The 26,584-nt window shown below is 68.3% G+C and carries 27 protein-coding genes; 14 read left to right on the plus strand and 13 right to left on the minus strand.

Translation table 11 applies throughout. The features are described 5' to 3' along the window. Nucleotide 1 precedes the first annotated feature (1 nt). Nucleotides 2–790: an SDR family oxidoreductase gene (locus E3O23_RS11890; RefSeq protein WP_134491273.1), complete on the plus strand. Its 789-nt coding sequence runs from the start codon at nucleotides 2–4 to the stop codon at nucleotides 788–790. Between the two features lie 25 nt (nucleotides 791–815). Continuing rightward, nucleotides 816–1,502: a 3'-5' exonuclease gene (locus tag E3O23_RS11895; RefSeq protein WP_134491275.1), complete on the plus strand. Its 687-nt coding sequence runs from the start codon at nucleotides 816–818 to the stop codon at nucleotides 1,500–1,502. 151 nt (nucleotides 1,503–1,653) lie between these two features. Here E3O23_RS11895 and E3O23_RS11900 read toward each other — a convergent pair whose 3' ends face one another. From E3O23_RS11900 to glgA, 3 genes are all read right to left on the minus strand, one after another. Then, nucleotides 1,654–1,905 (minus strand): type B 50S ribosomal protein L31, encoded by a 252-nt coding sequence (locus E3O23_RS11900; RefSeq protein ID WP_092321955.1) that lies wholly within the window; start codon nucleotides 1,903–1,905, stop codon nucleotides 1,654–1,656. Between the two features lie 142 nt (nucleotides 1,906–2,047). Beyond that, entirely contained in the window at nucleotides 2,048–2,830 is a 783-nt protein-coding gene (locus E3O23_RS11905) for an ABC transporter ATP-binding protein (RefSeq protein WP_134491277.1), read from the minus strand. Nucleotides 2,831–2,915: 85 nt separating this feature from the next. Further along, on the minus strand, nucleotides 2,916–4,097 hold the full coding sequence (glgA, locus tag E3O23_RS11910) for a glycogen synthase (protein WP_134491279.1): 1,182 nt from the start codon (nucleotides 4,095–4,097) through the stop codon (nucleotides 2,916–2,918). Between the two features lie 82 nt (nucleotides 4,098–4,179). On the opposite strand from glgA, the gene E3O23_RS11915 reads away from it, so the two are divergent. Together E3O23_RS11915 and serB are read left to right on the plus strand one after the other, a co-directional pair. Further along, a complete protein-coding gene (locus tag E3O23_RS11915; protein ID WP_134491281.1) occupies nucleotides 4,180–5,427 on the plus strand; it encodes a glucose-1-phosphate adenylyltransferase in 1,248 nt (415 codons plus the stop codon). Continuing rightward, nucleotides 5,424–6,062 (plus strand): phosphoserine phosphatase SerB, encoded by a 639-nt coding sequence (gene serB / locus E3O23_RS11920; RefSeq protein ID WP_134491283.1) that lies wholly within the window; start codon nucleotides 5,424–5,426, stop codon nucleotides 6,060–6,062. Before E3O23_RS11915 ends, serB begins: the two co-directional genes overlap by 4 nt. Before the next feature lie 97 nt (nucleotides 6,063–6,159). Here serB and E3O23_RS11925 read toward each other — a convergent pair whose 3' ends face one another. Next, the gene (locus E3O23_RS11925) at nucleotides 6,160–6,870 is read right to left on the minus strand and encodes a beta-ketoacyl-ACP reductase (RefSeq protein ID WP_134491285.1); all 711 of its coding nucleotides are present in this window, start codon (nucleotides 6,868–6,870) and stop codon (nucleotides 6,160–6,162) included. 136 nt (nucleotides 6,871–7,006) lie between these two features. On the opposite strand from E3O23_RS11925, the gene E3O23_RS11930 reads away from it, so the two are divergent. The 3 genes from E3O23_RS11930 to E3O23_RS11940 are packed head-to-tail and all read left to right on the plus strand — an operon-like array spanning nucleotide 7,007 to nucleotide 8,363. Beyond that, a complete protein-coding gene (locus E3O23_RS11930) occupies nucleotides 7,007–7,288 on the plus strand; it encodes a DUF3099 domain-containing protein (protein ID WP_134491287.1) in 282 nt (93 codons plus the stop codon). After that, nucleotides 7,285–7,524: a hypothetical protein gene (locus tag E3O23_RS11935; RefSeq protein WP_134491289.1), complete on the plus strand. Its 240-nt coding sequence runs from the start codon at nucleotides 7,285–7,287 to the stop codon at nucleotides 7,522–7,524. The genes E3O23_RS11930 and E3O23_RS11935 overlap by 4 nt, the downstream gene beginning before the upstream one ends. Beyond that, nucleotides 7,521–8,363 (plus strand): SURF1 family cytochrome oxidase biogenesis protein, encoded by an 843-nt coding sequence (locus E3O23_RS11940; protein ID WP_134491291.1) that lies wholly within the window; start codon nucleotides 7,521–7,523, stop codon nucleotides 8,361–8,363. The genes E3O23_RS11935 and E3O23_RS11940 overlap by 4 nt, the downstream gene beginning before the upstream one ends. A gap of 66 nt (nucleotides 8,364–8,429) precedes the next feature. Here E3O23_RS11940 and E3O23_RS11945 read toward each other — a convergent pair whose 3' ends face one another. From E3O23_RS11945 to sufB, 7 genes are all read right to left on the minus strand, one after another. Further along, nucleotides 8,430–10,028 (minus strand): ABC-F family ATP-binding cassette domain-containing protein, encoded by a 1,599-nt coding sequence (locus tag E3O23_RS11945; RefSeq protein WP_134491293.1) that lies wholly within the window; start codon nucleotides 10,026–10,028, stop codon nucleotides 8,430–8,432. Nucleotides 10,029–10,124: 96 nt separating this feature from the next. Beyond that, on the minus strand, nucleotides 10,125–10,754 hold the full coding sequence (locus E3O23_RS11950; RefSeq protein WP_134491295.1) for a TetR/AcrR family transcriptional regulator: 630 nt from the start codon (nucleotides 10,752–10,754) through the stop codon (nucleotides 10,125–10,127). Nucleotides 10,755–10,894: 140 nt separating this feature from the next. Continuing rightward, complete coding sequence (locus E3O23_RS11955; protein WP_092321968.1) at nucleotides 10,895–11,224, minus strand: metal-sulfur cluster assembly factor; 330 nt, start codon at nucleotides 11,222–11,224, stop codon at nucleotides 10,895–10,897. 4 nt (nucleotides 11,225–11,228) lie between these two features. Then, on the minus strand, nucleotides 11,229–11,993 hold the full coding sequence (gene sufC / locus E3O23_RS11960) for a Fe-S cluster assembly ATPase SufC (RefSeq protein WP_134491297.1): 765 nt from the start codon (nucleotides 11,991–11,993) through the stop codon (nucleotides 11,229–11,231). 52 nt (nucleotides 11,994–12,045) lie between these two features. Continuing rightward, nucleotides 12,046–12,372 carry a non-heme iron oxygenase ferredoxin subunit gene (locus tag E3O23_RS11965; RefSeq protein ID WP_134491299.1) on the minus strand — a complete coding sequence of 109 codons (327 nt, stop codon included), beginning with the start codon at nucleotides 12,370–12,372 and terminating at the stop codon, nucleotides 12,046–12,048. Nucleotides 12,373–12,374: 2 nt separating this feature from the next. After that, nucleotides 12,375–13,601 (minus strand): Fe-S cluster assembly protein SufD, encoded by a 1,227-nt coding sequence (gene sufD, locus E3O23_RS11970; protein WP_134491301.1) that lies wholly within the window; start codon nucleotides 13,599–13,601, stop codon nucleotides 12,375–12,377. Beyond that, nucleotides 13,602–15,020, minus strand: coding sequence for a Fe-S cluster assembly protein SufB (sufB, locus tag E3O23_RS11975; RefSeq protein WP_134491303.1), 1,419 nt, complete (start codon nucleotides 15,018–15,020; stop codon nucleotides 13,602–13,604). It abuts the gene before it with no gap. A gap of 267 nt (nucleotides 15,021–15,287) precedes the next feature. Between sufB and E3O23_RS11980 the strand changes: the two genes are divergently transcribed. Further along, the gene (locus E3O23_RS11980; RefSeq protein ID WP_134491305.1) at nucleotides 15,288–16,238 is read left to right on the plus strand and encodes a COX15/CtaA family protein; all 951 of its coding nucleotides are present in this window, start codon (nucleotides 15,288–15,290) and stop codon (nucleotides 16,236–16,238) included. A gap of 334 nt (nucleotides 16,239–16,572) precedes the next feature. Here the strand turns inward: E3O23_RS11980 and E3O23_RS11985 are convergent, their stop codons facing one another. Then, a complete protein-coding gene (locus tag E3O23_RS11985) occupies nucleotides 16,573–17,493 on the minus strand; it encodes a heme o synthase (protein ID WP_134491307.1) in 921 nt (306 codons plus the stop codon). 294 nt (nucleotides 17,494–17,787) lie between these two features. On the opposite strand from E3O23_RS11985, the gene tkt reads away from it, so the two are divergent. From tkt to pgl, 6 genes are read left to right on the plus strand one after another with little or no spacing between them, the layout of a single operon-like run. Beyond that, nucleotides 17,788–19,881: a transketolase gene (gene tkt, locus E3O23_RS11990; protein WP_134491309.1), complete on the plus strand. Its 2,094-nt coding sequence runs from the start codon at nucleotides 17,788–17,790 to the stop codon at nucleotides 19,879–19,881. A gap of 41 nt (nucleotides 19,882–19,922) precedes the next feature. Next, nucleotides 19,923–21,050 (plus strand): transaldolase, encoded by a 1,128-nt coding sequence (gene tal, locus E3O23_RS11995; protein WP_134491311.1) that lies wholly within the window; start codon nucleotides 19,923–19,925, stop codon nucleotides 21,048–21,050. Further along, entirely contained in the window at nucleotides 21,047–22,648 is a 1,602-nt protein-coding gene (locus tag E3O23_RS12000; RefSeq protein ID WP_134491313.1) for a glucose-6-phosphate isomerase, read from the plus strand. Before tal ends, E3O23_RS12000 begins: the two co-directional genes overlap by 4 nt. A gap of 20 nt (nucleotides 22,649–22,668) precedes the next feature. Continuing rightward, on the plus strand, nucleotides 22,669–24,210 hold the full coding sequence (gene zwf, locus E3O23_RS12005) for a glucose-6-phosphate dehydrogenase (RefSeq protein WP_134491315.1): 1,542 nt from the start codon (nucleotides 22,669–22,671) through the stop codon (nucleotides 24,208–24,210). Further along, nucleotides 24,207–25,175 (plus strand): glucose-6-phosphate dehydrogenase assembly protein OpcA, encoded by a 969-nt coding sequence (locus E3O23_RS12010; protein WP_134491317.1) that lies wholly within the window; start codon nucleotides 24,207–24,209, stop codon nucleotides 25,173–25,175. Before zwf ends, E3O23_RS12010 begins: the two co-directional genes overlap by 4 nt. Continuing rightward, a complete protein-coding gene (gene pgl, locus E3O23_RS12015) occupies nucleotides 25,172–25,942 on the plus strand; it encodes a 6-phosphogluconolactonase (RefSeq protein WP_134491319.1) in 771 nt (256 codons plus the stop codon). Before E3O23_RS12010 ends, pgl begins: the two co-directional genes overlap by 4 nt. Before the next feature lie 106 nt (nucleotides 25,943–26,048). Here the strand turns inward: pgl and E3O23_RS12020 are convergent, their stop codons facing one another. Next, complete coding sequence (locus E3O23_RS12020) at nucleotides 26,049–26,417, minus strand: RNA polymerase-binding protein RbpA (RefSeq protein WP_134491321.1); 369 nt, start codon at nucleotides 26,415–26,417, stop codon at nucleotides 26,049–26,051. Between the last annotated feature and the right edge of the window lie 167 nt (nucleotides 26,418–26,584).

The following is a 26,584-nucleotide window of genomic DNA, read 5'->3' on the forward strand; positions in this document are numbered from 1 at the left end:
CGTGGCTGAGGCCGACCTGCTGGTCGTCGGCGGGACGGGCCTGGCCGGCCGCGCCGTCGTCGCCGCCGCCGTGGCCCGGGGCCTTCGGGTGCGGGTGCTCAGCCGCCGGCCGCCGGGCCCCGACGCGCAGGGCCGGATCACCGGCGCCGAGTACCGGGCCGGCGACATCCGCACCGGCGCGGGGCTGCGCGAGGCGCTCACGGGTGCGCGGGCGCTCATCGACACCACGAACGGTTTCGGCCGGGCCGACCGGCCGACCCTGACCGACGGCGCCCGCCGGCTCACGGAGGCCGCCGCGGCCGCCGGTGTGGAACGCGCGGTCGTGCTCTCGATCGTCAACGTCGACCGCAGCAGCTTCGGCTATTACCGGGCCAAGGCGGAGCAGGAGCGGCTGTACCTCGGCGCGGGCCTCAGCGCCCGGGTGGTGCGCGCCACCCAGTTCCACGACTTCGTCGCCACCTTCTGCCACCTGGCGCCGTTCGGCCTGGCGACCGCGATCCGCCGAGTGCGGTTCCAGCCGATCGCCGTCGAGGACGTGGCCGTCGTTCTCGTCGACCAGGCGCTTGACCCCGCGGCCGCGCCGGAACGCACGATGGTCATCGGCGGCCCGTTGGCACACACCACCGGGGAACTCGCCGCCCTTTGGCAGAAGGCTCGCGGCCGGCGCGGGCCGGTGATCCCGGTGCCGTTGCCCGGGCAGCTCGGCAGGTTCTTCCGGGCGGGACTGAACCTGGCGCCGGACCATCGGGCCGGCACGGTGACGTTCGAGGAGTGGCTGGCCGGGCACTGACGGTGGTCGGCCCTAGGCTTGCCCCATGAGCAACTGGAGCGACACCCTGGCCGTGTTCGACCTCGAGACCACCGGCATCGACGTGGAGACGAGTCGAATCGTTTCGGCGACCGTGGCCGTGCTCGACGCTGACGGCGTCGTCCAGGAACGAATCGACTGGCTCCTCGACCCGGGCGTCGAGATCCCGATCCAGGCCACGAATGTGCATGGCATCACCACCGCGCACGCGGTCGAGAACGGACAGGATGCCGCCGCCGGCGTCGCCGAGATCGTCGCGGCCCTGCGCGCACACCTGGCCCGCGGGCTCCCCCTGGTCGCGTACAACGCCCCCTACGACCTCACCCTACTCAACCGGGAGTCGCTCCGCCACGACGTGGCGCCGCTCCTGTCGCCGTCCCCCGTCGTCGATCCGCTGGTCATCGACAAGGCCGTCGACCGGTATCGCAAGGGCAAGCGCACCCTCGAGGTGACGAGCGCGTTCTACGGCGTGCTGCTGGAAGACGCGCACGACTCCGGCGCGGACGCGATCGCCGCCGGCCGCGTGGCCCAGGCCATCGCGAAGGCCCACTCGAACGCCCTGCCCAGCACGGCCGCGGGGCTGCACGACCTGCAGGTGGGCTGGTGCAAGCAGCAGGCCGAGAGCTTCCAGGACTACATGCGCCGCGAACGTGACCCGCAGTTCGTCGCTGCCGGCGGCTGGCCGGAACGCTGACCGGAACGCTGACCCGCACCTCGTGCCGGGCACCGCGCGGTGCCCCGGCTCGAGGTTGGCGACTTCCGCCGCACCAGACGCGTCCGCGGCTCCTCCGGGCATGAGAAAGGGCGACCGGCAGAAGCCGATCGCCCTTTCTTTCATGGCAGTCTTATTTGCCGAAGCCCTTGTAACGGGTGTTGAACTTCTCGACGCGTCCGGCCGAGTCCATGATGCGCTGCTTGCCCGTGTAGAACGGGTGCGACTCGGAGGAGATTTCGACGTCGATCACCGGGTAGGTGGTGCCGTCTTCCCACTCGATCGTCTTCGAGCTGGAAGTCGTCGAACGGGTAAGGAACGTCGCACCCGACGCGAGGTCGCGGAAGACCACGGGAGCGTACTGGGGGTGAATGTCAGACTTCATAAAGACTTCCTTGTTGCTGTTCGAATGATCACGAATGGTGGAGATGAAAAGTGCCGTATCGCCGGTGAGGGCGAAAAAGTAGCCTGGCCTCACGGGCCAGCTACCGAGTTTAGCAGAAACCGGCCGCGGTGGAGTCCAGGGGTCAGACCGCGCGCGCCGCGTATCGGCCGTGGTTCTCGGTGAGGTCGATGCTGAGGCCGAACGTCGTGCTGAGCGCCTCGGCGGTGAGCGCCTCGGCGAGGGGGCCGGCGCCCACGATGGCTCCGCCCGCAATCAGCAGCACGTGGGTGAAACCGCGCGGAATCTCCTCGACGTGGTGGGTCACCATGATGATGGCCGGGGCATCCGGCGCGCTGGCGTATCCGCTGAGCAGATGCAGCAGCTCCTCGCGGGCGCCGAGGTCGAGGCTGGCCGCCGGTTCGTCGAGGAGGAGCATCTCCGGGTCGGTCATCACGGACCGGGCGATCTGCACCCGCTTCTGCTCACCGTCGCTGAGCGTGCCGAACTTGCGTTCGGCCAGGTGGTCGAGCTTCCATTCGGCGAGCACACGCTGGGCCCGACGTTCGTCAATCGACTCGTACTCTTCGTTCCACCGTCCGGTGACCGAGTACGCGGCGGTCATCACGACGTCGATGACCCGCTCGGTCGCGGGGATCTTGCGTGCCATGGCGGTCGACGCGAACCCGATCCGCGGGCGGAGCTCGAACAGGTCGGTGCCGCCGAGGGGCTCTTCGAGCACCTCGACCTTGCCGCTGGACGGATGCATCATGGCTGCGGCCATCTGCAGCAGCGTGGTCTTGCCTGCGCCGTTCGGGCCCAGGATGACCCAGCGCTGGTCGTCCTCAACGCTCCAGTTCACTGAGTCGAGGATGGCAGTGCCACCCCGGACAACGGACACGTCGGTGAGCTGAAGAACGTTGACCATGGCTCCATGTTATCCGCCGCGGTGGGACTCGCGGACCCAGTGCGGGCACGTCGCGCACCGGCCGCGCGCCCAGCCGGGGGTCCGGCTAGAGCAGGGACGCGTAGATCTCCCTGGTGCGGACGGCGATCGTGTCCCAGCTGAACTCCCGCTCCGCCCGGAGACGTCCGGCCCGGCCCATTTCCGCGGCGCGAACCGGGTCGCTCAGCACCTCGATGAGGATCCGGGCGAGGTCGGCGACGAAGAGATCGGGGTCGAGCGGGGTGCCGGTGCCGTCGGTTGCCTGGTCGATCGGGACCAGCCGGCCCGTCTCGCCGTCGGCCACGACCTCCGGGATCCCGCCGGTGGCGGTCCCCACGACCGGCAGTCCGCAGGCCATCGCCTCGAGGTTGACGATGCCGAGCGGTTCGTAGACGGAGGGGCAGACGAAGACGGTTCCGGCCGTGAGCACGGCCGACAACTCGTGCTGCGGCAGCAGCCGGTCGATCCAGACCACGCCGGAGCGCTGCTCCTGGAGCGCGCGCACCCCCGCGGTGACCTCCGCCATGATGCCCGCGGTGTCCGGAGCTCCCGCGCAGAGCACCAGCTGAACGTCCTCCGGCAGCGCCGCGGCCGCCCGCAGGAGGTAGGGCAGGCCCTTCTGGCGGGTGATCCGCCCCACGAACACGACGGAGGGCCGATCGGGGTCGATGCCGAGCGCCCGAACGGTGTCGTGGTCGGTGGTCGGCTTCCAGCGTTCGAGGTCGATGCCGTTGTAGACGACCTGCACCCTTGAGGCGTCGAGGGCCGGGTAGCTGCGGAGGATGTCCCGGCGCATGCCGTCGCTGACGGCGATCACGGCATCCGCTGCTTCGAACGCGGTCTTCTCGATCCAGCTCGACACTCGGTAGCCGCCGCCGAGCTGCTCGGCCTTCCACGGCCGGAGCGGCTCCAGGCTGTGCGCCGTGACGACGTGCGGGACGCCGTGGAGGAGCTTGGCGATGTGCCCGGCCCCATTCGCGTACCAGGTGTGGGAGTGCACGAGATCCGCGCCCTGCACGTCCTGGGCCATCCTCAGGTCGACCCCGAGCGTGGCGAGGGTCGCGTTCGCGTCGGCGAGCTCCGCCGGAACGCCGTACGCGTGTGTCGAGGGGGCGTCACGGTCGCCGCCGAAGCAGCGCACCACGACGTCGATGTCGTGACGGAGCGCTCGGACGAGCTCGGCCACGTGCACACCCGCTCCCCCATAGATTTCGGGCGGGTATTCCTTGGTCAGCAGATCGACTCGCATGGAGTAAAACTAGCGCAGCGCCGAGCGTCACACACCACAGTCCGGGTGGTCGAGGCGAGCGGATGCCCCTACTGTGGGAACCATGGAGTCGAAGAAGAAGATCTTTGGAATCGTTCTCGCCGGCGGAGAAGGAAAGCGGCTCATGCCCCTGACCGAGGACCGTGCCAAGCCCGCCGTACCTTTCGGCGGCCACTACCGCTTGATCGACTTCGCCCTGTCCAACCTGATCAACTCCGGGCTCACCCAGATCGTCGTGTTGACGCAGTACAAGTCGCACAGCCTGGACCGCCACGTCTCGCAGACCTGGCACGTGACCGGCGGCCTGTTCAACTCGTACATCGCCTCGGTTCCCGCCCAGCAGCGCCTCGGCAAGCGGTGGTTCAGCGGATCCGCCGACGCGATCCTGCAGAGCCTCAACCTCATCCACGATGAGAAGCCCGACATCGTCGTCGTCGTCGGAGCCGACCACGTCTACCGGATGGACTTCAGCCAGATGATCGCGGCGCACATCGCATCCGGCGCCCAGGCCACGGTCGCCGCCATCCGCCAGCCGATCGGCCTGGCCGACCAGTTCGGCGTGATCGAGGTCGACGCGGCCAGCCCCGACCGGATCAAGGACTTCCGTGAGAAGCCGAAGGATGCCGTCGGCCTGGCCGACAACCCCGAGGAGGTCTTCGCCTCGATGGGCAACTACGTCTTCAACACGGATGCGCTGATCGAAGCGGTGCTGCGCGACGGCGAGAAGACCGACTCGAGCCACGACATGGGCGGGGACATCATTCCCGACTTCGTCTCCCGCGGCGAGGCCGGCGTCTACGACCTCAAGCTCAACGACGTGCCCGGGTCGACCGCCCGCGACCGCGACTACTGGCGCGATGTCGGCACGATCGATTCGTTCTTCGAGGCCCACCAGGACCTCATCTCCGCCCTGCCCGTGTTCAACCTGTACAACCAGCAGTGGCCGATCTTCAGCCAGCAACTCAACTCCCCGCCGGCCAAGTTCGTCCGCGATTCGCGCGGCGCGCTCGGAACAATGATCGACTCGATCGTGTCGCTCGGCAGCGTCATCTCCGGCGCCCACATCGAACGCAGCGTGCTGGGCCCGTGGGCGGCTGTCGACTCCGGCGCCGAGGTGGTCGACTCGATCGTCTTCGAACGCGTGCAGATCAAGCCCGGCGCAATCGTTCGCCGGGCGATCCTCGACAAGGAAGTGATCGTCGAGGCCGGCGCGAGCGTGGGCGTGGACCGTGACCGCGACCTGGCCCGCGGATTCAGCGTGACCGACTCGGGGATCACCGTTGTCGGCAAGGGCGTGCACGTTCACCCGTGACACGGTTCCTGGTCGTTCTCGACGCTGACTCCACCCTGATCGAGGACGAAGTCATCGAGCTGCTCGCGGACGCTGCGGGCTCCCGCCCCGAGGTGCAGGCGGTCACCGAGCGCGCGATGCGCGGGGAGCTCGACTTCGCGGAGAGCCTGGTCGAGCGGGTGAAGACCCTCGCGGGGCTGCCGACCAGCGTCTTCGCGGACGTCGGCCGGCTCATCCGCCCGACCCCGGGCGTGCACGAGCTGATCGCCGGCCTGCATGCGCACGGCAGCCGGGTCGGCGTGGTCTCCGGCGGGTTCCACGAACTGCTCGACCCGCTGGCCGGCCTGCTCGCCCTTGACCACTGGCGCGCCAACCGGCTGGAGGTGTCGGACGGCCGGCTCACCGGCGGCCTCGTCGGCCCGATCATCGACGCCGAGGCGAAGGCCGCCGCCCTGCGCGAGTGGGCGGCCGCCGACGGCATCGCCCTGGCCCGGACCGTCGCCGTGGGTGACGGGGCCAACGACCTGCGGATGATGGACCAGGCCGGGCTGTCGATCGCCTTCAACGCGAAGCCGCTGGTGAAGGCCGGGGCCGACGTCGTGATCGATGTGTGCGACCTCAGCCAGGTCCTCCCCGTGCTCGGCCTGCGCGGCTGACCCGCGAACCCGTCCTACCCCTCACCCACCCCCGCGAACCCGCAGTTGTGCGCGTTATGCGCGCGTTTTAGCGCGCACAACTGCGGTTTCGCGGTGGCTAGTGGCCCATTCCGAGGCCGCCGTCGACGGGGATGACTGCTCCGGAGATGTAGGAGGAGTCGTCGCCGGCGAGCCAGGTGACGACTCGGGCCACCTCGGTCGGGGTAGCGAACCGGCCGGCGGGGATGTTGCGCTTGTACTCGGCCTGCTGTGCCTCGGGCAGTTCGGCGGTCATGTCCGTCTCGATGAAGCCGGGGGCGACGACGTTGGCCGTGATGCCGCGGGCGCCGAGCTCGCGGGTGATCGAGCGGGCGAGGCCGATCAGGCCGCTCTTCGACGCGGCGTAGTTGACCTGTCCGGCCGAGCCGTACAGGCCGACCACGCTGGAGATGAGCACGATCCGGCCGAACCGGGCCTTGAGCATGCCCTTCGAAGCGCGCTTGACGACGCGGAAGGCTCCGCTGAGGTTCGTGTCGATGACCGAGGTGAAGTCGTCATCGGACATGCGCAGGAGCAGCGTGTCCCGGGTGATGCCGGCGTTCGCGACGACCACTTCCACCGGCCCGAGCGCCGCCTCGATTTCGCTGAAGGCGCTGTCGATCGACGCGGAGTCGGTCACGTCGGCGCGCACGGTGAGGCTCCCCTCCGGTCCGCTGCCCGAGCGGGCGGTCACGGCCACGCGGTGGCCCTGCGCGAGGAATTCCTCGGCGATGGCGAATCCGATTCCCCGGTTTCCTCCGGTGACCAGTACAGTTCGAGCCGTCGTCATGCGGTGATCCAATCTCCTGCCGGGCGGATGAACGGCCGCGCACCGGGGGTTTCAGCTTAGAGCGTCACCGCCTCCGCCCTGCGAGACGTAGGCTTGGAAGGGCAGAACGTTCTCTGGCCGGAAGCGATGGCATCCCATGAAACAGCAGTCGATAACCTCGCTCCCCCTCTCGCCCGAGGAGGAGCGGCGCAGCCGCATGGTCAAGTACTCGATCACCATGGGCATCCGGATCGTCTGCATCGTCCTGATGTTCTTCGTGCAGGGCTGGTGGTTGCTGGTGTGCGCCGCCGGCGCGATCGTGCTCCCCTACATCGCCGTCGTCATCGCCAACGTCCACGCCGACCCGCGGGGCTCCCAGGTGCTCCGCCCCGGCGGGGTCGAGAAGTTCAGACGCGACCACCCCGAGGACGGCAGATGATCGGTCTCGGCGCGCCCCTGGAGCAGACCAGCTGCTCCAGGGCCGGCTGCCGGTCCGGCGCGACCTGGCGCCTGGACTGGCGGAACCCGCGCATCCACGCCGCCGACCGGGTGAAGACCTGGCTCGCCTGCGACGAACACGTCGACTACCTGCGGGAGTTCCTGGCCGCCCGCGACTTCCCGCTCACGGTCGAAGCGTTGACCGTCGCCACGCGGCCGGAGGCGGGTGCGGAGTGAACGGCTGGTCCTTCCTGCTCAGCCGTCGCTGGGCCGGCTACCTGGCGCTGACGATCGTCTTCGCGCTCGTGTCCTCGGGACTGGGTGTCTGGCAGTTCGCCCGCCGGGCCGAGGCGCTGGCGGAGATCGCCAAGATTGACGCGAACTACGATTCCTCGCCCGTGCCCCTGGCCGATGCCCTGCCTGGCCTGGACTCGTTCGCGGAGGCTCAGAAGTGGCTTCCGGTGACCGTCACGGGCACCTATCTCGTCGGAGACCAGCTGCTGGTCCGCAACCGCCCGCTGAACATCAACCCGGGCTTCGAGGTGCTCACGCCGCTCCGGCAGGACGACGGGACCGTCTTCGTGGTCAACCGTGGCTGGCTGCCGACCGGGCAGAACCAGGATGCCCCCGACGCCGTGCCGTTCCCTCCCTCCGGGCGGGTCACGGTCGTCGCCCGGCTCAAGGCCGGCGAGCCGACCCTGGCCGGGCGCACGGCCAGCGGCAACCAGATCGCCACGATCAACCTCGACGACGTCGCGCATCGGCTGGACGCGCCCACCTACACCGGAGCGTACGGGCTGCTGGACTCCGAGGATCCACCCGCCGCCGATCGCCCGACCGCGGTGGTGCGCCCGATCCGGGACGAGGGTCCACACCTGTCCTACGCCCTGCAGTGGTTCGTCTTCGCCCTTCTCGGCTTCCTCGGGCTGGGCTGGGCCGCCCGCAAGGAGTTCCGGGCCGTCAACATCGACGACCCGGCCGAGCGCGAACGCGCGAAGACGCGCGCCCGTCGCGAGGCGGCCAGGCCGCGTGGCGATGGTGAGATCGAGGACGCGCTCCTCGACGGCAAGAACTGAACCGACGAGCACCACGCGCAGAAGGAACGAGCACCGGCCGGCACGCACCGCGGCCGGCCGGTGCGCCTAGGCGAGGGTGATCAGGTCCAGGTAGTCCTTGTTCCAGTGGTCCTCGACGCCATCGGGCATGATCAGCACCCGCTCGGGGTTCAGGGACTCGACGGCGCCCTCGTCGTGGCTGACCAGCACGACCGCGCCGGCGTAGTTGGCCAGCGCGTCGAGGATCTCGGCGCGGCTGGCCGGGTCGAGGTTGTTGGTGGGCTCGTCGAGGAGCAGCACGTTCGCGCCCGAGACGACGATCATGGCCAGCGCGAGCCGGGTCTTCTCGCCGCCGGAGAGAACACCGGCGGCCTTGTGCGAGTCGTCACCGGTGAAAAGGAACGAGCCGAGGACCTTGCGGGCCTCCATCTCGGTGATGCTGGGTGAGGAGGAGACCATGTTCTCGAGCACGCTGCGCTTGACGTCGATCGTCTCGTGCTCCTGGGCGTAGTACCCGATGCGCAGGCCGTGGCCGGGCTCGATCTGGCCGGTGTCGGGCTTGTCGACGCCGGCGAGCATGCGCAGCAGGGTCGTCTTGCCCGCACCGTTGAGTCCGAGGATGACGACCTTCGACCCGCGGTCGATGGCGAGGTCGACGGCGGCGAAGATCTCCAGCGAGCCGTAGCTCTTGGACAGGTTCGTCGCCATCAGCGGGGTGCGGCCGCACGGGGCGGGCTCGGGGAACCGCAGCTTGGCGACCCGGTCCACGGCGCGCACGGCGTCGAGGCCGGAGAGTAGCTTCTCGGCCCGGGCCACCATCTGGTGGGCGGAGGCCGCCTTGCTGGCCTTGGCGCCGAATTTGGCGGCCTGCAGCTGCAGGGTCGACGCCTTCTTCTCCGCGTTTGCGCGTTCCTTCTTGCGACGTTCGGCGTCGGCCTCGCGCTGGCGCTGGTAGTTCTTCCAGTTCATGTTGTAGATGTCGATGGCCATGCGGTTGGCATCGAGGTAGAACACCCGGTTCACCGTGTCGCCGACGAGTTCGATGTCGTGGCTGATGATGATGCATCCGCCGCGGTAGTTCTTCACGAACTCGCGCAGCCAGACGACGGAGTCCGCGTCGAGGTGGTTGGTGGGCTCGTCGAGGATCATCGTCTCGGCGGCGGAGAACAGGATGCGCGCCAGCTCGATCCGGCGGCGCTGGCCGCCGGAGAGCGTCTTGAGCTGCTGGTCGAGGATGCGATCGGGCAGGTTCAGGTTGCTGGCGATCGACGCGGCTTCCGCTTCGGCCGCGTAGCCGCCCAAGGCGTTGAACTCGTCGGTCAGGGTGCCGTACGTGCGCATGGCGGCCGCGCTGACCAACTCGTCGTCGCTGGCCATGTCAAGGCTGGACTGGAGCATGCCGAGGGAGATGGTGCCGAGTCCGCGGGCGTCGAGGATGCGCGTGCGAGCGAGCATCTCCGGGTCGCCGGAGCGCGGGTCCTGCGGGAGGTAGCCGATCTCGCCGGACCGTTCGATGTTGCCCTTGGTGGGCAGGGTCTCCCCCGCCAGGGTCTTGGTCAGCGTGGTCTTGCCGGCACCGTTTCGACCGACGAGGCCGATCTTGTCTCCGTTGGAGACACGGAAGCTGACGTCCTCCATGAGCACGCGCGCCCCCACACGGATCTCGAGATCTTGCACGTTCAGCACAGCAATAGTCCGTTCAGAGGGGGGTAGAAAGTCACCGGCCCAGTCGGGCCAACTACCCAGTATATTTGCTCGCCGGGACCGGGTCGTACCCGGCAGCTAGGAGAGGGTGGCTTTCAGCGTCTTCCCGAGCCATTCGCGGTAGGCCTCGGCGGACCAGCCGAGGTCGTTCACGAAGGACTGGTAGACCTGCGGATGGCCGATGGCCCAGATCGCGGCGGCCGCCTCGTGGTCGCTCAGCCCGGCCCGCAGTCCCCGCCTGGCACGGAGGGCGGATGCCGCCTCGCCGTAGTTGTGCAGCCGCCCGGCGGCGCGCCGGAGCTCGAGTTTCGCGACGTCCGGGTCGACGGCGGCGGCCTGGCCGATCACCCGGAACACGCTCGACGTTCGCGCGTGCATCAGGGCGAACCAGTCGGCCAGGACCCGGATGATCTCCGGCGCGCTCACGGCCGCGGCCACGCGCCGGCGCAGCAGGTCGGGCACGAGCGCCGGGGACTCCGGCCCGGCGCCGGCGAGCTCCAGCACGGCGGACAGCAGGTCGGCCTTGCTGCCGACCGAGTTGTAGATCGTCTGGACGGCGACGCCGGCCTCTGCGGCGATGGCGCCGATCGAGGTGGCGACGTAGCCGCGTTCGAGCATCAGCCGGTGCGCGGCTTCGACGATCGCCGTGCGCGTGGCCACGGCCTGCAGGGTTCGGCGGATCTGCGCGGGAGTTGACGGTGCGGACATGACACTGAGAATAGCGTTCTATTCGCTGTAATTGCATTCCACTCGGCGTCTCGTCCGTGACGGTGCGCGGTCCAGGACGCGGAACGGCCCCGCTGCGCGAACGCAGCGGGGCCGCCAGGAGCGGTGGGCGGGTGAGCCGGCTAGACCGAGAAGCCGAGGGCGCGCATCATGTCGCGGCCGTCGTCGGTGATCTTCTCGGGACCCCACGGCGGCATCCAGACCCAGTTGATCCGGAACTGGTCGACGACCCCGTCCAGGGCCTCTGCGGTCTGTTCCTCGAGGACGTCGGTCAGCGGGCAGCCGGCCGAAGTCAGGGTCATGTGGATGATGAGCGCGTCGTTCTCGTCGTCCCAGCCGAGGTCGTAGATGAGCCCGAGATCGACGACGTTGATGCCGAGCTCCGGGTCCATGACGTCTTTGAGCGCCTCTTCGATTTCATCGAAGCGCGCGGGACTCAATGTGGAGGACATACCCCTAGTTTACGTTCGACTCGGCGAGATAGCGATCGTAGCCCTCGTCTTCGAGGCGGTCGGCCAGCTCGGGGCCGCCCTGCTCGGCGATGCGGCCGTTGACGAACACGTGCACGAAGTCCGGCTTGATGTAGCGCAGGATCCGCGTGTAGTGGGTGATCAGCAGGATGCCCAGGCCGGTGTTCTCCTTGGCCCGGTTCACGCCCTCCGACACGATCTTCAGCGCGTCGACGTCGAGTCCGGAGTCGGTCTCGTCGAGCACGGCGAACTTCGGTTTGAGCAGTTCGAGCTGGAGGATCTCGTTGCGCTTCTTCTCGCCGCCGGAGAAGCCCTCGTTGACGTTGCGCTCGGCGAAGCTCTTGTCCATACGCAGGCGGGTCATCGACTCGCGGACATCCTTGATCCAGGTGCGGATGGGAGGCGCCGTGCCGTCGATCGCCGTCTTGGCGGTGCGGAGGAAGTTGGTGACCGACACCCCGGGGATCTCGACCGGGTACTGCATCGCGAGGAAGAGGCCGGCGCGGGCGCGAGCGTCGACGGTCATCGCCAGGACGTCTTCGCCGTCGAGCTGGATCGTGCCGCTCTCGACGTGATACTTCGGGTGACCGGCGATCGTGTAGGCCAGGGTGGACTTCCCGGACCCGTTGGGGCCCATGATCGCGTGGATCTCGCCCTCGTTGATCGTGAGGTTGACGCCGCGCAGGATCTGCGTGGTGCCCTGGTCGGTCTCGACGCTGACGTGCAGGTCTTTGATCTCAAGTACAGACATGAATTCGCAATCTCTTTCGTTTTCCGGCGTTGCCGCCGACAAGTCGGTGTGGCTAGACGGCCAGGATGACGGCGGGGTCGATGAAGACGAAACCGTCAACGAGTTCGACCTTGTAGACGGGGACCGGCTCGTAGGCCGGGAGGGTGATCGCCTTGCCTGTCTTCAGGGAGAACAGGGAGCCGTGCGCCCAGCATTCGATGGTTTCGCCCTCGACGAAGCCTTCCGAGAGGGAGATGTCACCGTGGGTGCAGGTGTCGCCGATCGCGAAGACGTCCCCGGCCGAGTCGCGCACGACGGCGATGGGGATGCCGTCGATGTCGACCTTGACGGCCTGGTTCGGTTCGAGATCGTCGAAGGCGCAGATCTTCGTGGATGCCATGGTCAGCGAACCTCCGTTACGGCCAGTTCGGCCTCGATCGCGGCGTGCAGCCGATCTTCGAGCGGCCTGGATCCGATCTTCTGGACGACCTCGCTGAGGAAGCCGCGCACGACGAGGCGGCGGGCCTCGTCCTCCGTGATGCCGCGGGACTGCAGGTAGAACAGCTGCTCGTCGTCGAAGCGCCCGGTGGCGCTGGCGTGACCGGCACCGAGGATGTCGCCGGTCTCGATCTCGAGGTTCGGCACGGAGTCGGCACGGGTGCCTTCGCTGAGCACGAGGTTGCGGTTCTGCTCGTAGCTGTCGGTGCCGCTGGCGCCGGGGCCGATGAGCACGTCGCCGATCCATACGGTGCGCGCGCCGGCGCCCTGCAGGGCGCCCTTGTAGGTCACCCGGCTGCGGGTGTGCGGCGCGATGTGGTCCACGTAGACCTGCTGCTCGAGGTGCTGCCCGGCATCGGCGAAGTACAGCCCGAGGAGCTCGGTGTCCGAACCGGGCCCGGCCAGGTGAACGGCCGGGTTGACCCGAACGATGCTCCCGCCGAGCGAGACGACGATGTGCTTGAGGCGAGCGTCGCGGCCGATGGTCGCGAAGTGGCTGGCCAGCTGGACAGCGTCGGCATTCCACTCCTGCACGGTGATCACGGTGAGGTTCGCCGAATCGCCGAGGATGATCTCGACGTTCTCAGAGAGCCGGGCATCACCGTTGTTCTGCAGGATCACGGTGGCGTGGCTGAACGGCCTGGCCTCGATGATGGTGTGCGCGGCGCGCGGCGCCGAGCCGAGGTTCGCGCGGCTGAGCGTGATCTCCTTCTCGTCCTCACCGGTGACGGTGATCGCGAGGGCTCGCTCGAACGTCGTCCAGGCGTTGGCCGAGGCACGTTCCTCCGGTAGACCGGCGGTGCCGATCCGGGCGTCGTCGCGGCCCACCCAGTCGACGGTCACGCCGGGGGCATCCGTCACGGTGTACTCGTAGGTCGACCCGTCGAGCTCGCCGGCGGTGAGGTCGGTGAACCTGGCGACCGGCGAGTACTTCCAGACGGCCTCGCGGCCGGTGACGGCGGCGAAGTCGGCCGCGTTGACGCTCTTGAACCGAGCGGAGCGGGTCTGGACCGGCACGTAGCCGAACCGTCCGTCCGAGTGTTCCTTGATTCCGTGCTGTTCAGCTGTGGGCAGTGCGGGTGAGGGGGCTGGTTTTGTAGAGGCTTGAGTTCGTGCAGAGGCGGCGGACATTTAGCCGACGGATCCTTCCATGCCCATTTCAATGAGCTTGTTGAGTTCAAGGGCATACTCCATCGGGAGTTCCCTGGCGATGGGTTCGATGAAGCCGCGGACGATCATGGCCATGGCCTCGTCTTCGGGCATTCCGCGGCTCATCAGGTAGAACAACTGCTCTTCGCTGACCTTGGACACGGTGGCCTCGTGGCCGAGCTGCACGTCGTCGACACGGATGTCGATGGCCGGGTAGGTGTCGGAGCGGGACTTCGTGTCCACCAGGAGAGCGTCGCAGCGCACCGTGTTGGCCGAGTGGTGAGCACTCGCGTCGACGCGCACCTCGCCACGGTAGGCCGAGCGGCCACCGCCGCGGGCGACCGACTTCGACACGATCGAGGACTGCGTGTACGGGGCCATGTGGATCATCTTGGCGCCGGCATCCTGATGCTGGCCGGGGCCCGCGAAGGCGACGGAGAGCGTCTCGCCCTTGGCGTGCTCCCCCATCAGGTAGATCGACGGGTACTTCATCGTGACCTTGGAGCCGATGTTGCCGTCGATCCACTCCATGGTGGCGCCGGCGGCAGCGGTGGCGCGCTTGGTGACGAGGTTGTAGACGTTGTTCGACCAGTTCTGGATCGTCGTGTACCGAACGCGAGCGTCCTTCTTCACGATGATCTCCACGACGGCCGAGTGCAGCGAATCCGAGGTGTAGATGGGCGCGGTGCAGCCTTCGATGTAGTGCACGTAGCTGCCCTCGTCGGCGATGATCAGCGTGCGTTCGAACTGGCCCATGTTCTCCGTGTTGATCCGGAAGTAGGCCTGCAGCGGGATCTCGACGTGGACGCCGGGCGGAACGTAGACGAACGATCCGCCGGACCAGGCCGCGGTGTTCAGCGCGGCGAACTTGTTGTCGCCGGAGGGGATGACCGTGCCGAAGTACTCCTCGAAGAACTCCGGGTGCTCCTTGAGCGCGGTGTCGGTGTCCATGAAGATGACGCCCTGCGCGGCGAGGTCCTCGTTGATCTGGTGGTAGACCACTTCGGACTCGTACTGGGCGGCGACACCCGAGACGAGGCGCGAACGCTCGGCCTCGGGGATGCCCAGCTTCTCGTAGGTGTTCTTGATGTCTTCGGGGAGGTCTTCCCAGGTCTGGGCCTGCTTCTCCGTGGACCGCACGAAGTACTTGATGTTGTCGAAGTCGATTTCCGACAGGTCCGCGCCCCAGGTGGGCATGGGCTTGCGCTCGAAGAGCTGCAGGGCCTTCAGGCGTCGCTGCAGCATCCATTCGGGTTCGCTCTTCAGGTTCGAAATGTCGGTGACGACCTCGGGCGAGATGCCTCGCCGGGCGGATGCGCCGGCGGCGTCGGAGTCCGCCCATCCGAATTCGTAGGTCCCGATCCCCTCGAGGTCGGGTCGGTCTAGCAGAACGTCAGACATTTTTACCTCTTCTCCCATTCACAACAACCCGGATATCAGTCCGGTCATTCCTGGACATGCCTCCAGAGGAGAACCTGTCAGGGAACGGGTTGTGTGGACGGCTACGTTGCGTACCTAAGATTATTCAAGACCCTCGCGACGCTGCTTTGCCGCTTGTGCGGACAATGCGAGTAAATCTATGAAACACCTGATTCTACAGCGTCCGGGTGGCTTATCCAGTGACTACCGGCGTTTACACATGAGCCGACAAACCGAAAGTTGAACCACGTGAGCCGAATTTCTGCCTGGCTGCCCACCCGCGTCGACGCGCGCATCCGCCTGTTTGCGTGGCTGAGCCTCATCAGCGAGATCGTGATCGTCGGAACGGGCGGCGCCGTGCGGTTGACCGCTTCCGGCCTGGGCTGCCCGACCTGGCCGACCTGCACCGCGGAGTCCCTCGTGCCCACGCCGGAGATGGGCATCCACGGCGTGATCGAGTTCGCCAACCGCCTGATGACGGGCGTCGTGGGCCTCGTCGCGATCGCCACCTTCGTGCTGGTGTGGCGCATCCGCCGCGAACGGCGCGACCTTTTCGTGCTCGCCCTCGTGCTCGCCCTCGGCGTCCTCGTCCAGGCCCTTCTCGGCGGCGTGACCGTGCTCACCGGGCTGAACCCGTTCATCGTCGGCCTGCACTTCATCGTGTCGCTCCTGATGGTCTGCGTCGCCGCGGCCCTCGTCTACCGCACGACCACGACGCCGGGGCCGCGGCGGCGCGTCGTGCCGGCCTGGTTCGCCCGGCTGGCGCACGCCACGAGCGCGGTCGTCGCGATCACGATCGCGGTGGGCGTCGTCACCACCGCGTCCGGCCCGCACTCGGGAGACTCCGACGCGGTCCGCTCCGGATTCGACGCCGAACTGTTCGAGCACGTCCATGCCTGGCCCGCCTACGCCACTGCCCTGCTGACCGTGCTGCTGCTCGCGGCGTCGGTGACCCGCGGCCTGCCGGTCACCGGCTGGGTTGCCGGGCTGTTGGGGATCGAGGCCGTGCAGATCGTCGTCGGCCTGGTGCAGGCCCGGACCGGCCTGCCCCCCGTGCTCGTCGGCGCCCACATGGTGCTGGCCTGCTGCCTCGCCGCGGTGATGACGGCGCTCATCCTGCACCTGAAGGCCCCGGTCGCCGGGGCGGATGCCTCCCCCGCGCCGGCCGCGGCATCCGCCGCCCGCGCTCCCCAGGCCTGACTCGCGCGCCCCGGTCCCGCCGTCGAGTCGAGGCGTCGAGCGTGACACTTCCGGTCGAGTTTGCCCGACACACAAGGCCAACTCGACCGCAACAGTCAATCTCGGCGGGGCATGCGCCGAGGCTCGCCGTTTCCGCCAAGAATCCCCGATGCTGCGGCGATTCTCGGCACAATCGGCGACTCTCGCCGATTTCTGACCGGTTCGACGCTCGCGCAGGTGCGATCGTGCGCCGAGTTTCCCCGTTCCGGTCGAGTTTGCCCGGCACACCTGGCCAACTCGACCGCAACAGTCAATCTCGGCGAGGTACGGCCGGACGGCGTGGGACAGTCAACGGCTAGAAGGGCAGCAGCGGGTCCACGCCGACGGCGACGAAGACCAGCGTGAGGTACGCGATCGAGCCGTGGAAGACCCGCATCGGCGAGACGTGCTCGTGCCGGATCGCCAGGTTGTACAGGCGGTGGGTCTCGTAGATGAACCAGCCGCCGGACACCAGCGCCACGAACGAGTAGAGCAGGCCCATGCCGGCGACGGGGATGAGCAGCAGCGAGCAGGCGACCGTCGCCCAGGCGTAGAGGATGACCTGCAGGCCGACCTGGGCGCGTCCGCGCACCACGGCGAGCATCGGGACCCCGGCGGCCTGGTAGTCGGCGCGGTACTTCATCGACAACGGCCAGTAGTGCGGCGGGGTCCAGAGGAAGATGATCGCGAACAGGATGAACGGCGGCCACGAGAGGTCGTTGGTCACGGCGGCCCAGCCGATCAGCACGGGCATGCAACCGGCCACGCCGCCCCAGATGATGTTCTGGGCGGTGCGGCGTTTGAGCACGATCGTGTAGAAGACGACGTAGAGCAGGATGGCGGCCAGGGAGAGCACGGCGGCGAGCAGGTTCGTGAACGCCCACAGCCAGGCGATCGAGGCCGCACCCAGCACCCAGGCGAGGATGAGCGCCTCACGGTCGCTGACCTCCCCGGTGACCAGCGGCCGATCCTTGGTGCGCTTCATCACCCGGTCGATGTCGCGGTCGATGTAGCAGTTGAAGACGCCGGCGGATCCCGCACTCAGCGCGCCACCGATCAGCGTCGCCAGCACGAGCCACAGGCTCGGGATGCCGCCGTAGGCCAGGATCATGGTGGGCGCGGTGACGACGAGTAACAGCTCGATGATCCGAGGCTTGGTCAGCGCGACATACGCCTTCAGGGTGCGGCGGATGGTACGCGGTCCGCTTTCGCGGCGAGTCTCTACGGCGACGTCCATTGCTCCTCTAACACTCAAACTGGCTCGCCCAATTCTAAGCCATGCCGGGCAGCCGGGCGGGAGCGCCCGTCCTCCGCGGGGCGTGCGCCGCTGGCGTCATTCCACGACACACGGGAATGCCGCTTCCCTATACTGAACATGCCCGCCAGTCACAGCGATTGTCCGCGTGGATCGGCCCCGGCCGACCCACCCGCGCACCCGCGTGAGGCCGATGACGTCCACGGGCGCGACATCCTCAAGCAGGAGCGGGTCTCTGACACCCGCCCTGATCGCTTCCAGAAGGGTCATTACACAGTGGCAGCATTGCAGTGGAATTCCATCGACAACAAGGCCATCGACACGGCACGTCTTCTTGCCGCGGATGCCGTGGAGAAGGTCGGCAACGGACATCCCGGAACGGCCATGAGCCTCGCCCCCGCCGCGTACCTCCTGTTCCAGAAGGTCATGCGGCGCGACCCTGCCGACGACGCCTGGATCGGCCGCGACCGCTTCGTCCTCTCGGTGGGCCACAGCTCGCTCACCCAGTACGTCCAGCTCTACCTGGGCGGTTACGGCCTCGAGCTCGAGGACCTCAAGGCCCTGCGCACCTGGGGCTCGAAGACCCCCGGACATCCGGAATACGGCCACACCGCCGGCGTCGAGATCACCACCGGCCCGCTGGGCCAGGGCCTGGCATCCGCCGTCGGCTTCGCCTACTCCGCGCGTTTCGAACGCGGCCTCTTCGACCCGGATGCCGCGGACGGCACGAGCCCGTTCGACCACTTCGTCTATGTCATCGCCGGCGACGGCGACCTGCAGGAGGGCGTCACCGCCGAGGCCTCCTCACTCGCCGGGCACCAGCAGCTCGGCAACCTGATCACCATCTACGACAGCAACCAGATTTCGATCGAAGACGACACGAACATCGCGTTCACCGAGGATGTCGCGGCGCGCTACGCCGCCTACAACTGGCACGTGCAGACGGTCGACTGGAAGAAGACCGGTTCGTACGTCGAGGATGTCGCCGAGCTGAACGCCGCGATCGAGGCGGCCCAGGCCGTGACCGACCAGCCGTCCCTGATCATCCTGAAGACGATCATCGGCTGGCCCAGCCCGAAGAAGCAGAACACGGGAAAGATCCACGGATCCGCCCTCGGTGCCGAGGAACTGGCCGGAGTGAAGACGGTGCTCGGCTTCAACCCGGAGAAGAACTTCGAGGTCGCGCCCGACGTGATCGAGCACACCCGCAAGGCCCTCGTCCGCGGCGCGGAGCAGCACGCCGAGTGGAACACCCGTTTCGACGCCTGGTCTGAGGCAAACCCCGAACGCCGGGTGCTGCTGGACCGCCTCCTCTCCGGCGAGCTTCCCGACGGCGTCGACGACGCACTCCCGGTCTTCCCGGCGGGCACCGAGGTGTCCACCCGGGCCGCCTCCGGCAAGGTGCTCACCGCACTCGGCTCGGCCATCCCCGAGCTCTGGGGCGGCTCCGCCGACCTCGCCGAGTCGAACAACACCACGATCGAGGGCGCCGCGTCGTTCGTGCCGAGCGAGCATAGCACCGGCGCATGGACCGGCAACAAGTACGGCCGCGTCCTGCACTTCGGCATCCGCGAACACGCCATGGCCGCCATCCTGAACGGCATCGTGCTGCACGGCAAGACGCGCCCGTTCGGCGGCACGTTCCTGATCTTCAGCGACTACATGCGCCCCGCGATCCGCCTGGCCGCCCTGATGACGGCCCCGTCGATCTTCGTCTGGACGCACGACTCCGTCGCCCTCGGCGAGGACGGACCCACCCACCAGCCGATCGAGCAGCTGGCCGCCCTGCGGGCCATCCCCGGCCTCGACATCGTGCGTCCCGGAGACGCCAACGAGGTCTCCTGGGCCTGGAAGACGATCCTCGCCCGGCGCAACGGCCCGGCCGGGATCGTGCTCACCCGCCAGAACATCCCCGTTTTCGAGCGCGGCGACGGCGACGCATCCGGCGACACCCTCGCGTCGGCCCGGAACGTCGCCCGCGGCGCCTACGTCCTGGCCGAGGCCGCGAACGGGTCGCCGGACGTGATCCTGATCGGAACGGGCTCGGAAGTTCAGCTGGCCATCAACGCCCGCGAGGCGCTCAAGGCGGACGGCATCAACGCCCGCGTCGTGTCGGCGCCGAGCCTCGAGTGGTTCGAGGAGCAGTCCGCCGAATACCGCGAGTCGGTGCTGCCGAAATCCGTCACCGCGCGGGTATCGGTCGAGGCCGGAATTGCGTTGACCTGGAGTGGGTATGTCGGCGACCGGGGCCGCAGCGTCTCCATCGAGCACTTCGGTGCCTCCGCGGACTACAAGACCCTGTTCCGCGAATTCGGCATCACCACGGATGCCGTGGTCGCCGCCGCCAAGGAATCCATCGCAGCGCTCTAACCAGCGCCCCGCAACGTGAACTGAAAACACAGGAGAAAAACATGACTGAGACCACTCCCCTCGCCGAGCTTTCCGCTGCCGGCGTCAGCATCTGGCTGGACGACCTGTCCCGCGCCCGCATCACCTCAGGCGGGCTGAAGAAACTCATCGCGGACAAGAACGTTGTCGGCGTGACGACGAACCCGACGATCTTCGCCGGCGCCCTGAGCAAGGGCGAGGCGTACACGGAACAGGTGGCGCTGCTCGCCGCGGCCGGGACCAGCGTGCACGACGCCGTCTTCGAGATCACCACCGACGACGTCGCCGCGGCCAGCGACCTGTTCCGCCCGGTCTACGACCGCACGAACGGCCTCGACGGCCGGGTCTCGATCGAGGTCGAGCCGACGCTCGCCCACGACGCGGCCGGAACCATCACCGCGGCACGGCAGCTCTGGGCCAAGGTCGACCGACCCAACGCCCTGATCAAGATCCCGGCGACCATCGAGGGCCTCGAGGCAATCACCGAGACCATCGCGGCCGGCATCAGCGTCAACGTCACGCTGATCTTCAGCCTCGAACGCCACCGCCAGGTCATCAACGCCTACCTGACCGGACTGGAAAAGGCCCGGGCCGCCGGCATCGACATCTCCAGCATCCACTCCGTCGCGTCCTTCTTCGTGTCGCGCGTCGACACCGAGATCGACAAGCGCCTGGAAGCCGTCGGCACGGCCGAGGCCCTTGCCCTCAAGAGCAAGGCCGGCGTCGCCAACGCCCGCCTGGCCTACCAGGTCTACGAGCAGGCCTTCGACTCCGAGCGCGCGAAGGTGCTCCTCGCCGCCGGGGGCAACAAGCAGCGTCCGTTGTGGGCCTCGACCGGCGTCAAGGACCCGAGCCTGCCCGACACGCTCTACGTGACCGAGCTGGTCGCGCCCGAGGTCGTCAACACCATGCCGGAGAAGACCCTCGACGCCACGTTCGACCACGGCGTCATCGCCGGTGACACGATCACCGGAAACTACGACGACGCGAATGCGGTGCTCGACGCGCTGGCCGCCCAGGGCATCGCCTACGACGACGTCACCCAGGTGCTCGAGGCCGAGGGCGTGTCCAAGTTCATCGTATCCTGGAACGAGCTGCTCGACACGGTCACCGCTGCCCTCGCGGCCGGCCAGGCCCCGGTCAGCCGGTGAGCTTTCGCATTTCGGTGAGCGGCGCGGCGGCCGAGGCCGTCCGCACCGCCGTGCCCACGCTCGTCGACGACCTCGTCGCGTCGAGCATCACGGCCCTCGACCCTGCCCTCTGGGGCACTGAGGCCGAGGAGGAAGCGTCGAGGCGCCTCGGCTGGACCGAGTCTGTCTCTGTCTCCCGCCCGCTCGTCGCCGACATCCTGGCGCTCCGCGACACGCTTCGTGCCGCCGGCGTGACCCGGATCGCCCTGGCCGGCATGGGCGGCTCGTCGCTGGCGCCTGAGGTCATCACGCGCACGGCCGGCGTTCCCCTGACCGTGCTGGACTCGACCGATCCCGGCCAGGTCCTCGCCGCCCTGAACGACGGCCTCGAAGCCACGGCCCTGGTGGTCTCGTCCAAGTCGGGTTCGACCGTCGAAACCGACAGCCAGCGCCGCGTGTTCGAGCGTGCCTTCCGGGCAGCCGGCATCGACCCGGCCGAGCGCATTATCGTCGTGACCGATCCGGGCTCGCCGCTGGAGGCATCCGCCCGCGCCGCCGGCTACCGCGTCTTCACCGCCGACCCGACCGTCGGCGGGCGCTACTCGGCCCTCACGGCGTTCGGCCTGGTGCCCTCCGGCCTGGCCGGGGTCGACATCGCCGAGCTCCTCGACGAGGCCGACGCCATCAGCCTCGCCCTCGCCGTGGACTCCCCCGAGAACCCTGGCCTCGTGCTCGGCGCGGCCATCGCCGCCGCACGTCCTCTCCGGGACAAGCTCGCGCTCCTGGCTGACGGCACCCACATCGTCGGCCTGCCCGACTGGATCGAGCAGCTCGTCGCCGAATCGACCGGCAAGCAGGGCACGGGCCTGCTGCCCGTCGTCCTCGAGCAGGCCGCGCCGGAGCTGTCGGCGAACCTGCCGGACCTGCAGCTGGTGCGTCTCGTCGACGACGCGGGCCGGGAGATCTTCGGTGCCCACGGCGACGAGATCCGCGTGAGCGGAACGCTCGGCGCCCAGTTCCTGGTCTGGGAGTACGCCACGGTGGTCGCCGGTCGGCTGCTGGGCATCAACCCGTTCGACCAGCCGGACGTGGAGTCCGCCAAGATCGCCAGCCGCGGCCTGCTCGACTCCCGCCCGGAACCCGAACCGGCAGCCTTCATCTCCGACGGCATCGAGGTGCGCGGCACGCCGCACGTCATCGGCGCGGCGAGCGACCTCGCCTCCGCCGTCGACGCCCTCCTCGAGGAGCTCGGGCCGGACGGCTATGTCGCCGTGCAGGCGTACGTGAACCGCCTGGACCTGCCGGAACTGGCCGAGGTCCGCGACCTCCTGGCCGGGCTGTCCAAGCGCCCGGTGACGTTCGGCTGGGGCCCACGCTTCCTGCACTCCACGGGCCAGTTCCACAAGGGCGGACCGGCCACCGGTGTTTTCCTGCAGATCCTGGCCGTCCCGGCCGAGGACCTCGACATCCCGGAGCGGCCGTTCACCTTCGGTGAACTCATCCAGGCGCAGGCCAGCGGCGACGCGAGCGTGCTCGCCGACCATGGCCGCCCGGTTCTCACCCTCACCCTCACCCAGCCTGCTGCGAACATCTCAACCCTGTTCGCCGCGCTGCGCTGACGCCCCCTCTAAGGAGCTGCATGTCCCCGGTGGAAATCACCCCGGAGTTCAATCCGCTGCGATCACCGTCCGACTACCGCCTGAATCGGATCGCGGGGCCCAGCAGCCTCGTCATCTTCGGCGTGACGGGCGACCTGTCGCGGAAAAAACTCATGCCTGCCGTGTACGACCTGGCCAACCGCGGGCTGCTGCCGCCGGGCTTCGCGCTCGTCGGCTTCGCCCGCCGGGACTGGGACAACGAGGACTTCATGCAGGTCGTGCATGACGCGGTGAAGGAGTACGCGCGCACCGAATTCCACGAGGATGTCTGGGCCCAGCTGGCCGAGGGCATCCGGTTCGTGCCGGGCACGTTCGACGACGACGCGGCGTTCGAGCGGCTCAAGGAGACGATCGAGGAGCTCGATGAGAAGCGCGGAACGATGGGCAACCACGCGTTCTACCTGTCGATCCCGCCGAAGGCCTTCCCGCAGGTCACCGAGCAGCTGCGTCGCTCCGGCCTGGCCGAGCAGAAGGATGACCGGTGGCGCCGCGTCGTCATCGAGAAGCCCTTCGGCAGCGACCTGAAGACGGCACGTGAGCTGAACGCCGTCGTCGAATCGGTCTTCCCGCCGGACTCGGTCTTCCGGATCGACCACTACCTGGGCAAGGAGACGGTCCAGAACATCCTGGCGCTGCGCTTCGCGAACCAGCTGTACGAACCGATCTGGAACGCCAACTACGTCGACCACGTGCAGATCACCATGGCCGAGGACATCGGGGTGGGCGGCCGGGCCGGCTACTACGACGGCATCGGCGCCGCCCGCGACGTGATCCAGAACCACCTGCTGCAGCTCCTCGCCCTGACGGCGATGGAGGAACCCATCTCGTTCAACGCCGCGGACCTCCGCACCGAGAAGGAGAAGGTCCTGGCCTCCGTGCAGCTGCCCGACGACCTGGCGACGGGCACCGCCCGCGGCCAGTACTCGGGCGGCTGGCAGGGCGGCGAGAAGGTCCTCGGCTTCCTCGAGGAAGACGGGATGAACCCGGAATCGCTCACCGAAACCTACGCGGCGCTCAAGCTCACCATCGAGACCCGCCGCTGGTCGGGGGTTCCGTTCTACCTCCGGGCCGGCAAGCGGCTGGGCCGGAGGGTCACCGAGATCGCGGTCGTGTTCAAGCGAGCCCCGCAGTCCCTGTTCGAGGAGGGCCACACGGCCGCCCTCGGCCAGAACGCGCTCGTCATCCGGGTGCAGCCCGACGAGGGGGTCACCATCCGTTTCGGCTCGAAGGTTCCCGGTGTCGGCATGCAGGTGCGCGACGTCACGATGGACTTCGGCTACGGCCACGCCTTCACCGAGGCGAGCCCGGAGGCCTACGAGCGCCTGATCCTCGACGTGCTGCTCGGCGACCCGCCGCTGTTCCCCCGGCACGAGGAGGTTGAGTTGTCCTGGAAGATCCTCGACCCGATCGAAGAGTTCTGGGCCGAGCAGGGCCAGCCGGAGCAGTACCGCCCCGGCACGTGGGGCCCCGATTCCGCTGACGAATTGCTGTCTCGCGACGGCCGCAAATGGAGGCGACCATGATTGTCGATCTGCCGGACACCACGACCTCCAAGATCTCGAAGGCGCTGGTGCGAATCCGTGAGGAGGGCGGCGCCGTCGCCCTCGGCCGCGTGCTCACGCTGATCATCGCCTCCACCCTCGGCAACGAGGAGGAGGCCATCGAGGCCGCCAACGACGCCTCCCGCGAGCACCCGATGCGGGTCATCGTCGTCTCCACCCAGGTCTCCGACGGGACGCACGCTCCCGCCACCGCCCGGGTCGACGCCGAGATCCGAGTCGGCGGAGACGCCGGCGCGAGCGAGGTCATCGTGCTCCGCGCCTACGGCGAAGCGGCCAGCGACCCGGAAAGCCTCGTCATGGGGCTGCTCCTGCCGGACGCGCCCGTCGTCGCCTGGTGGCCCGGTGTGGCGCCTGAGGTGCCCGCGGAGTCTCCGCTCGGGCGGATCGCCTACCGCCGGGTGACGGATGCGTCCGCGCAGCCGGACCCCCAGGCCGCCCTGCACCGCCTGTGCACGAGCTACCGGCCCGGTGACACCGACTTCGCCTGGACCCGGCTCACCCTCTGGCGCGCCCAGCTCGCAGCCGTGCTCGATCAGCCGCCGTACGAGGCGATCACCGCCGTCTCGGTTTCCGGCGCCGCCGACTCGCCCTCGACGGCGCTCCTCGCCGCCTGGTTGCAGCTCCAGCTCCAGGTCCCGGTGGAATACGAACTCACCTCCGGACCGCTGTCCCACGGAATCCGCGGGGTTCACCTCACCCGGGCATCCGGAGTCATCTCACTCGAACGCGAGGTGCCTGAGATCGCGACCCTGACCCAGCCCGGCCGCCCGCTGCAGGATCTCACGCTCAAACGGCGGAGCCTGCGCGACTGCCTGTCCGATGAGCTGCGCCGCCTCGACCCGGATGAGTTATATGGTGAAGTGATCACGCGCGGCCTTCCGCAACTCGACGACGTGGTCGCAGAACAGACCGGAGCACACTTGTGACGAATGAACGGCGCGTACTAGTCCACCTCAACAAGGAGTCGCTATCGGCTTCGGTGGCGGCGCGGTTCATCACCAAAACCGTGGACATCCTGCACGAGCAGGATTCCGCGAACGTCGTCCTCACCGGCGGATCGGTCGGCATCGCCGTGCTGGCGGCCATCAATGAGTCGCCCGCCAGGGACACGATCGACTGGAGCAGGGTCTCCTTCTGGTGGGGCGACGAGCGCTGGGTGCCCAAGGCACACGACGACCGCAACGAACTCCAGGCCCGCCGGGCCCTGCTGGACCACATCGCGGTTCCGGCCGGGAACGTCCACCCCTTCGCCGCATCGGACGAGGGCGATGACCTGGCGGCCGCGGCCACGCGGTACGCGTCCGAGCTTGCCGCGGCGGCACCGTCCGGGGGCGCGTTCCCGCGCTTCGACATCACCTTCCTCGGCGTCGGGCCGGATGGCCACATTGCGTCGCTGTTCCCGCACGAGTCGGGCATCCGGGAATCGCAGGCGAGCGTCATCCCGGTCCTGAACGCTCCGAAGCCGCCGCCGGAGCGGCTGAGCCTCACCCGCCCGGCCCTGAACTCGTCTGAGCGCGTCTGGCTGGTCCTGGCCGGCTCGGACAAGGCCTCGGCCCTCGGCCTGGCCCTGGCCGGCGCGAGCCGCGACGAGGTGCCCGTGGCCGGCATCAAGGGCCGCAAGCGCACGGTCTTCTTCGTGGACAGCGAAGCCGCCGCGGAGGTCCCGGAGAACCTCATCGCCCCGGTCTACTAAAGTCCCCGTCTACTAACCGCCCCACAACCACCGCGAACCCGCAGTTGTGCGTGTTATGAGGCTCTCATAACACGCACAACTGCGGGTTCGCGGTATGTGGCGGGTGTTAGTTGGTGGCGGTCAGCTTGCCGCGGCGGACGCGCAACTGCTGCAGGGCCTCCTCGAGGAGCGATTCCGCTTCCTCTTCGGTGCGGCGTTCCTTGACGTAGGCCAGGTGCGTCTTGTACGGCTCGAGCTTGATCACCGACGGCGGGTTCTCCTTGTCGCGACCTGCGGGCAGGCCGGACGAGGGACAGTCGATGGTGACGGGGATTTCCTCGTCGGGCAGGTTCGCCGCGAAGTAGCGCACGGTCTCATTGCCGAGGGCGTCCCAATAGGACACCTTGATGCGGTCTGCGTGGAAACCGCGGTCCTGCTCCCCCATGGGGCCCGCTCCCACGCGCGAGCCTCTGATTGCGCTGCCACCTGATGCCATGATGTATCTCCCCTTGTGCTGTTCAGTCGGTATAGCCGCAGTCTCGGGAACTGCGATCGTTCAAAGCGGCCTAGGGCGTGTCTCCTAATTCGTGTAACCAGATGGTGATGGCGCGGAGGACGACTCCTCCGCGGTAGGTCAGGGCAAGTTTGTCGTAGCGGGTGGCG

The organism is Cryobacterium tagatosivorans, assembly GCF_004402215.1.
GTDB classification, from domain to species: domain Bacteria; phylum Actinomycetota; class Actinomycetes; order Actinomycetales; family Microbacteriaceae; genus Cryobacterium; species Cryobacterium tagatosivorans.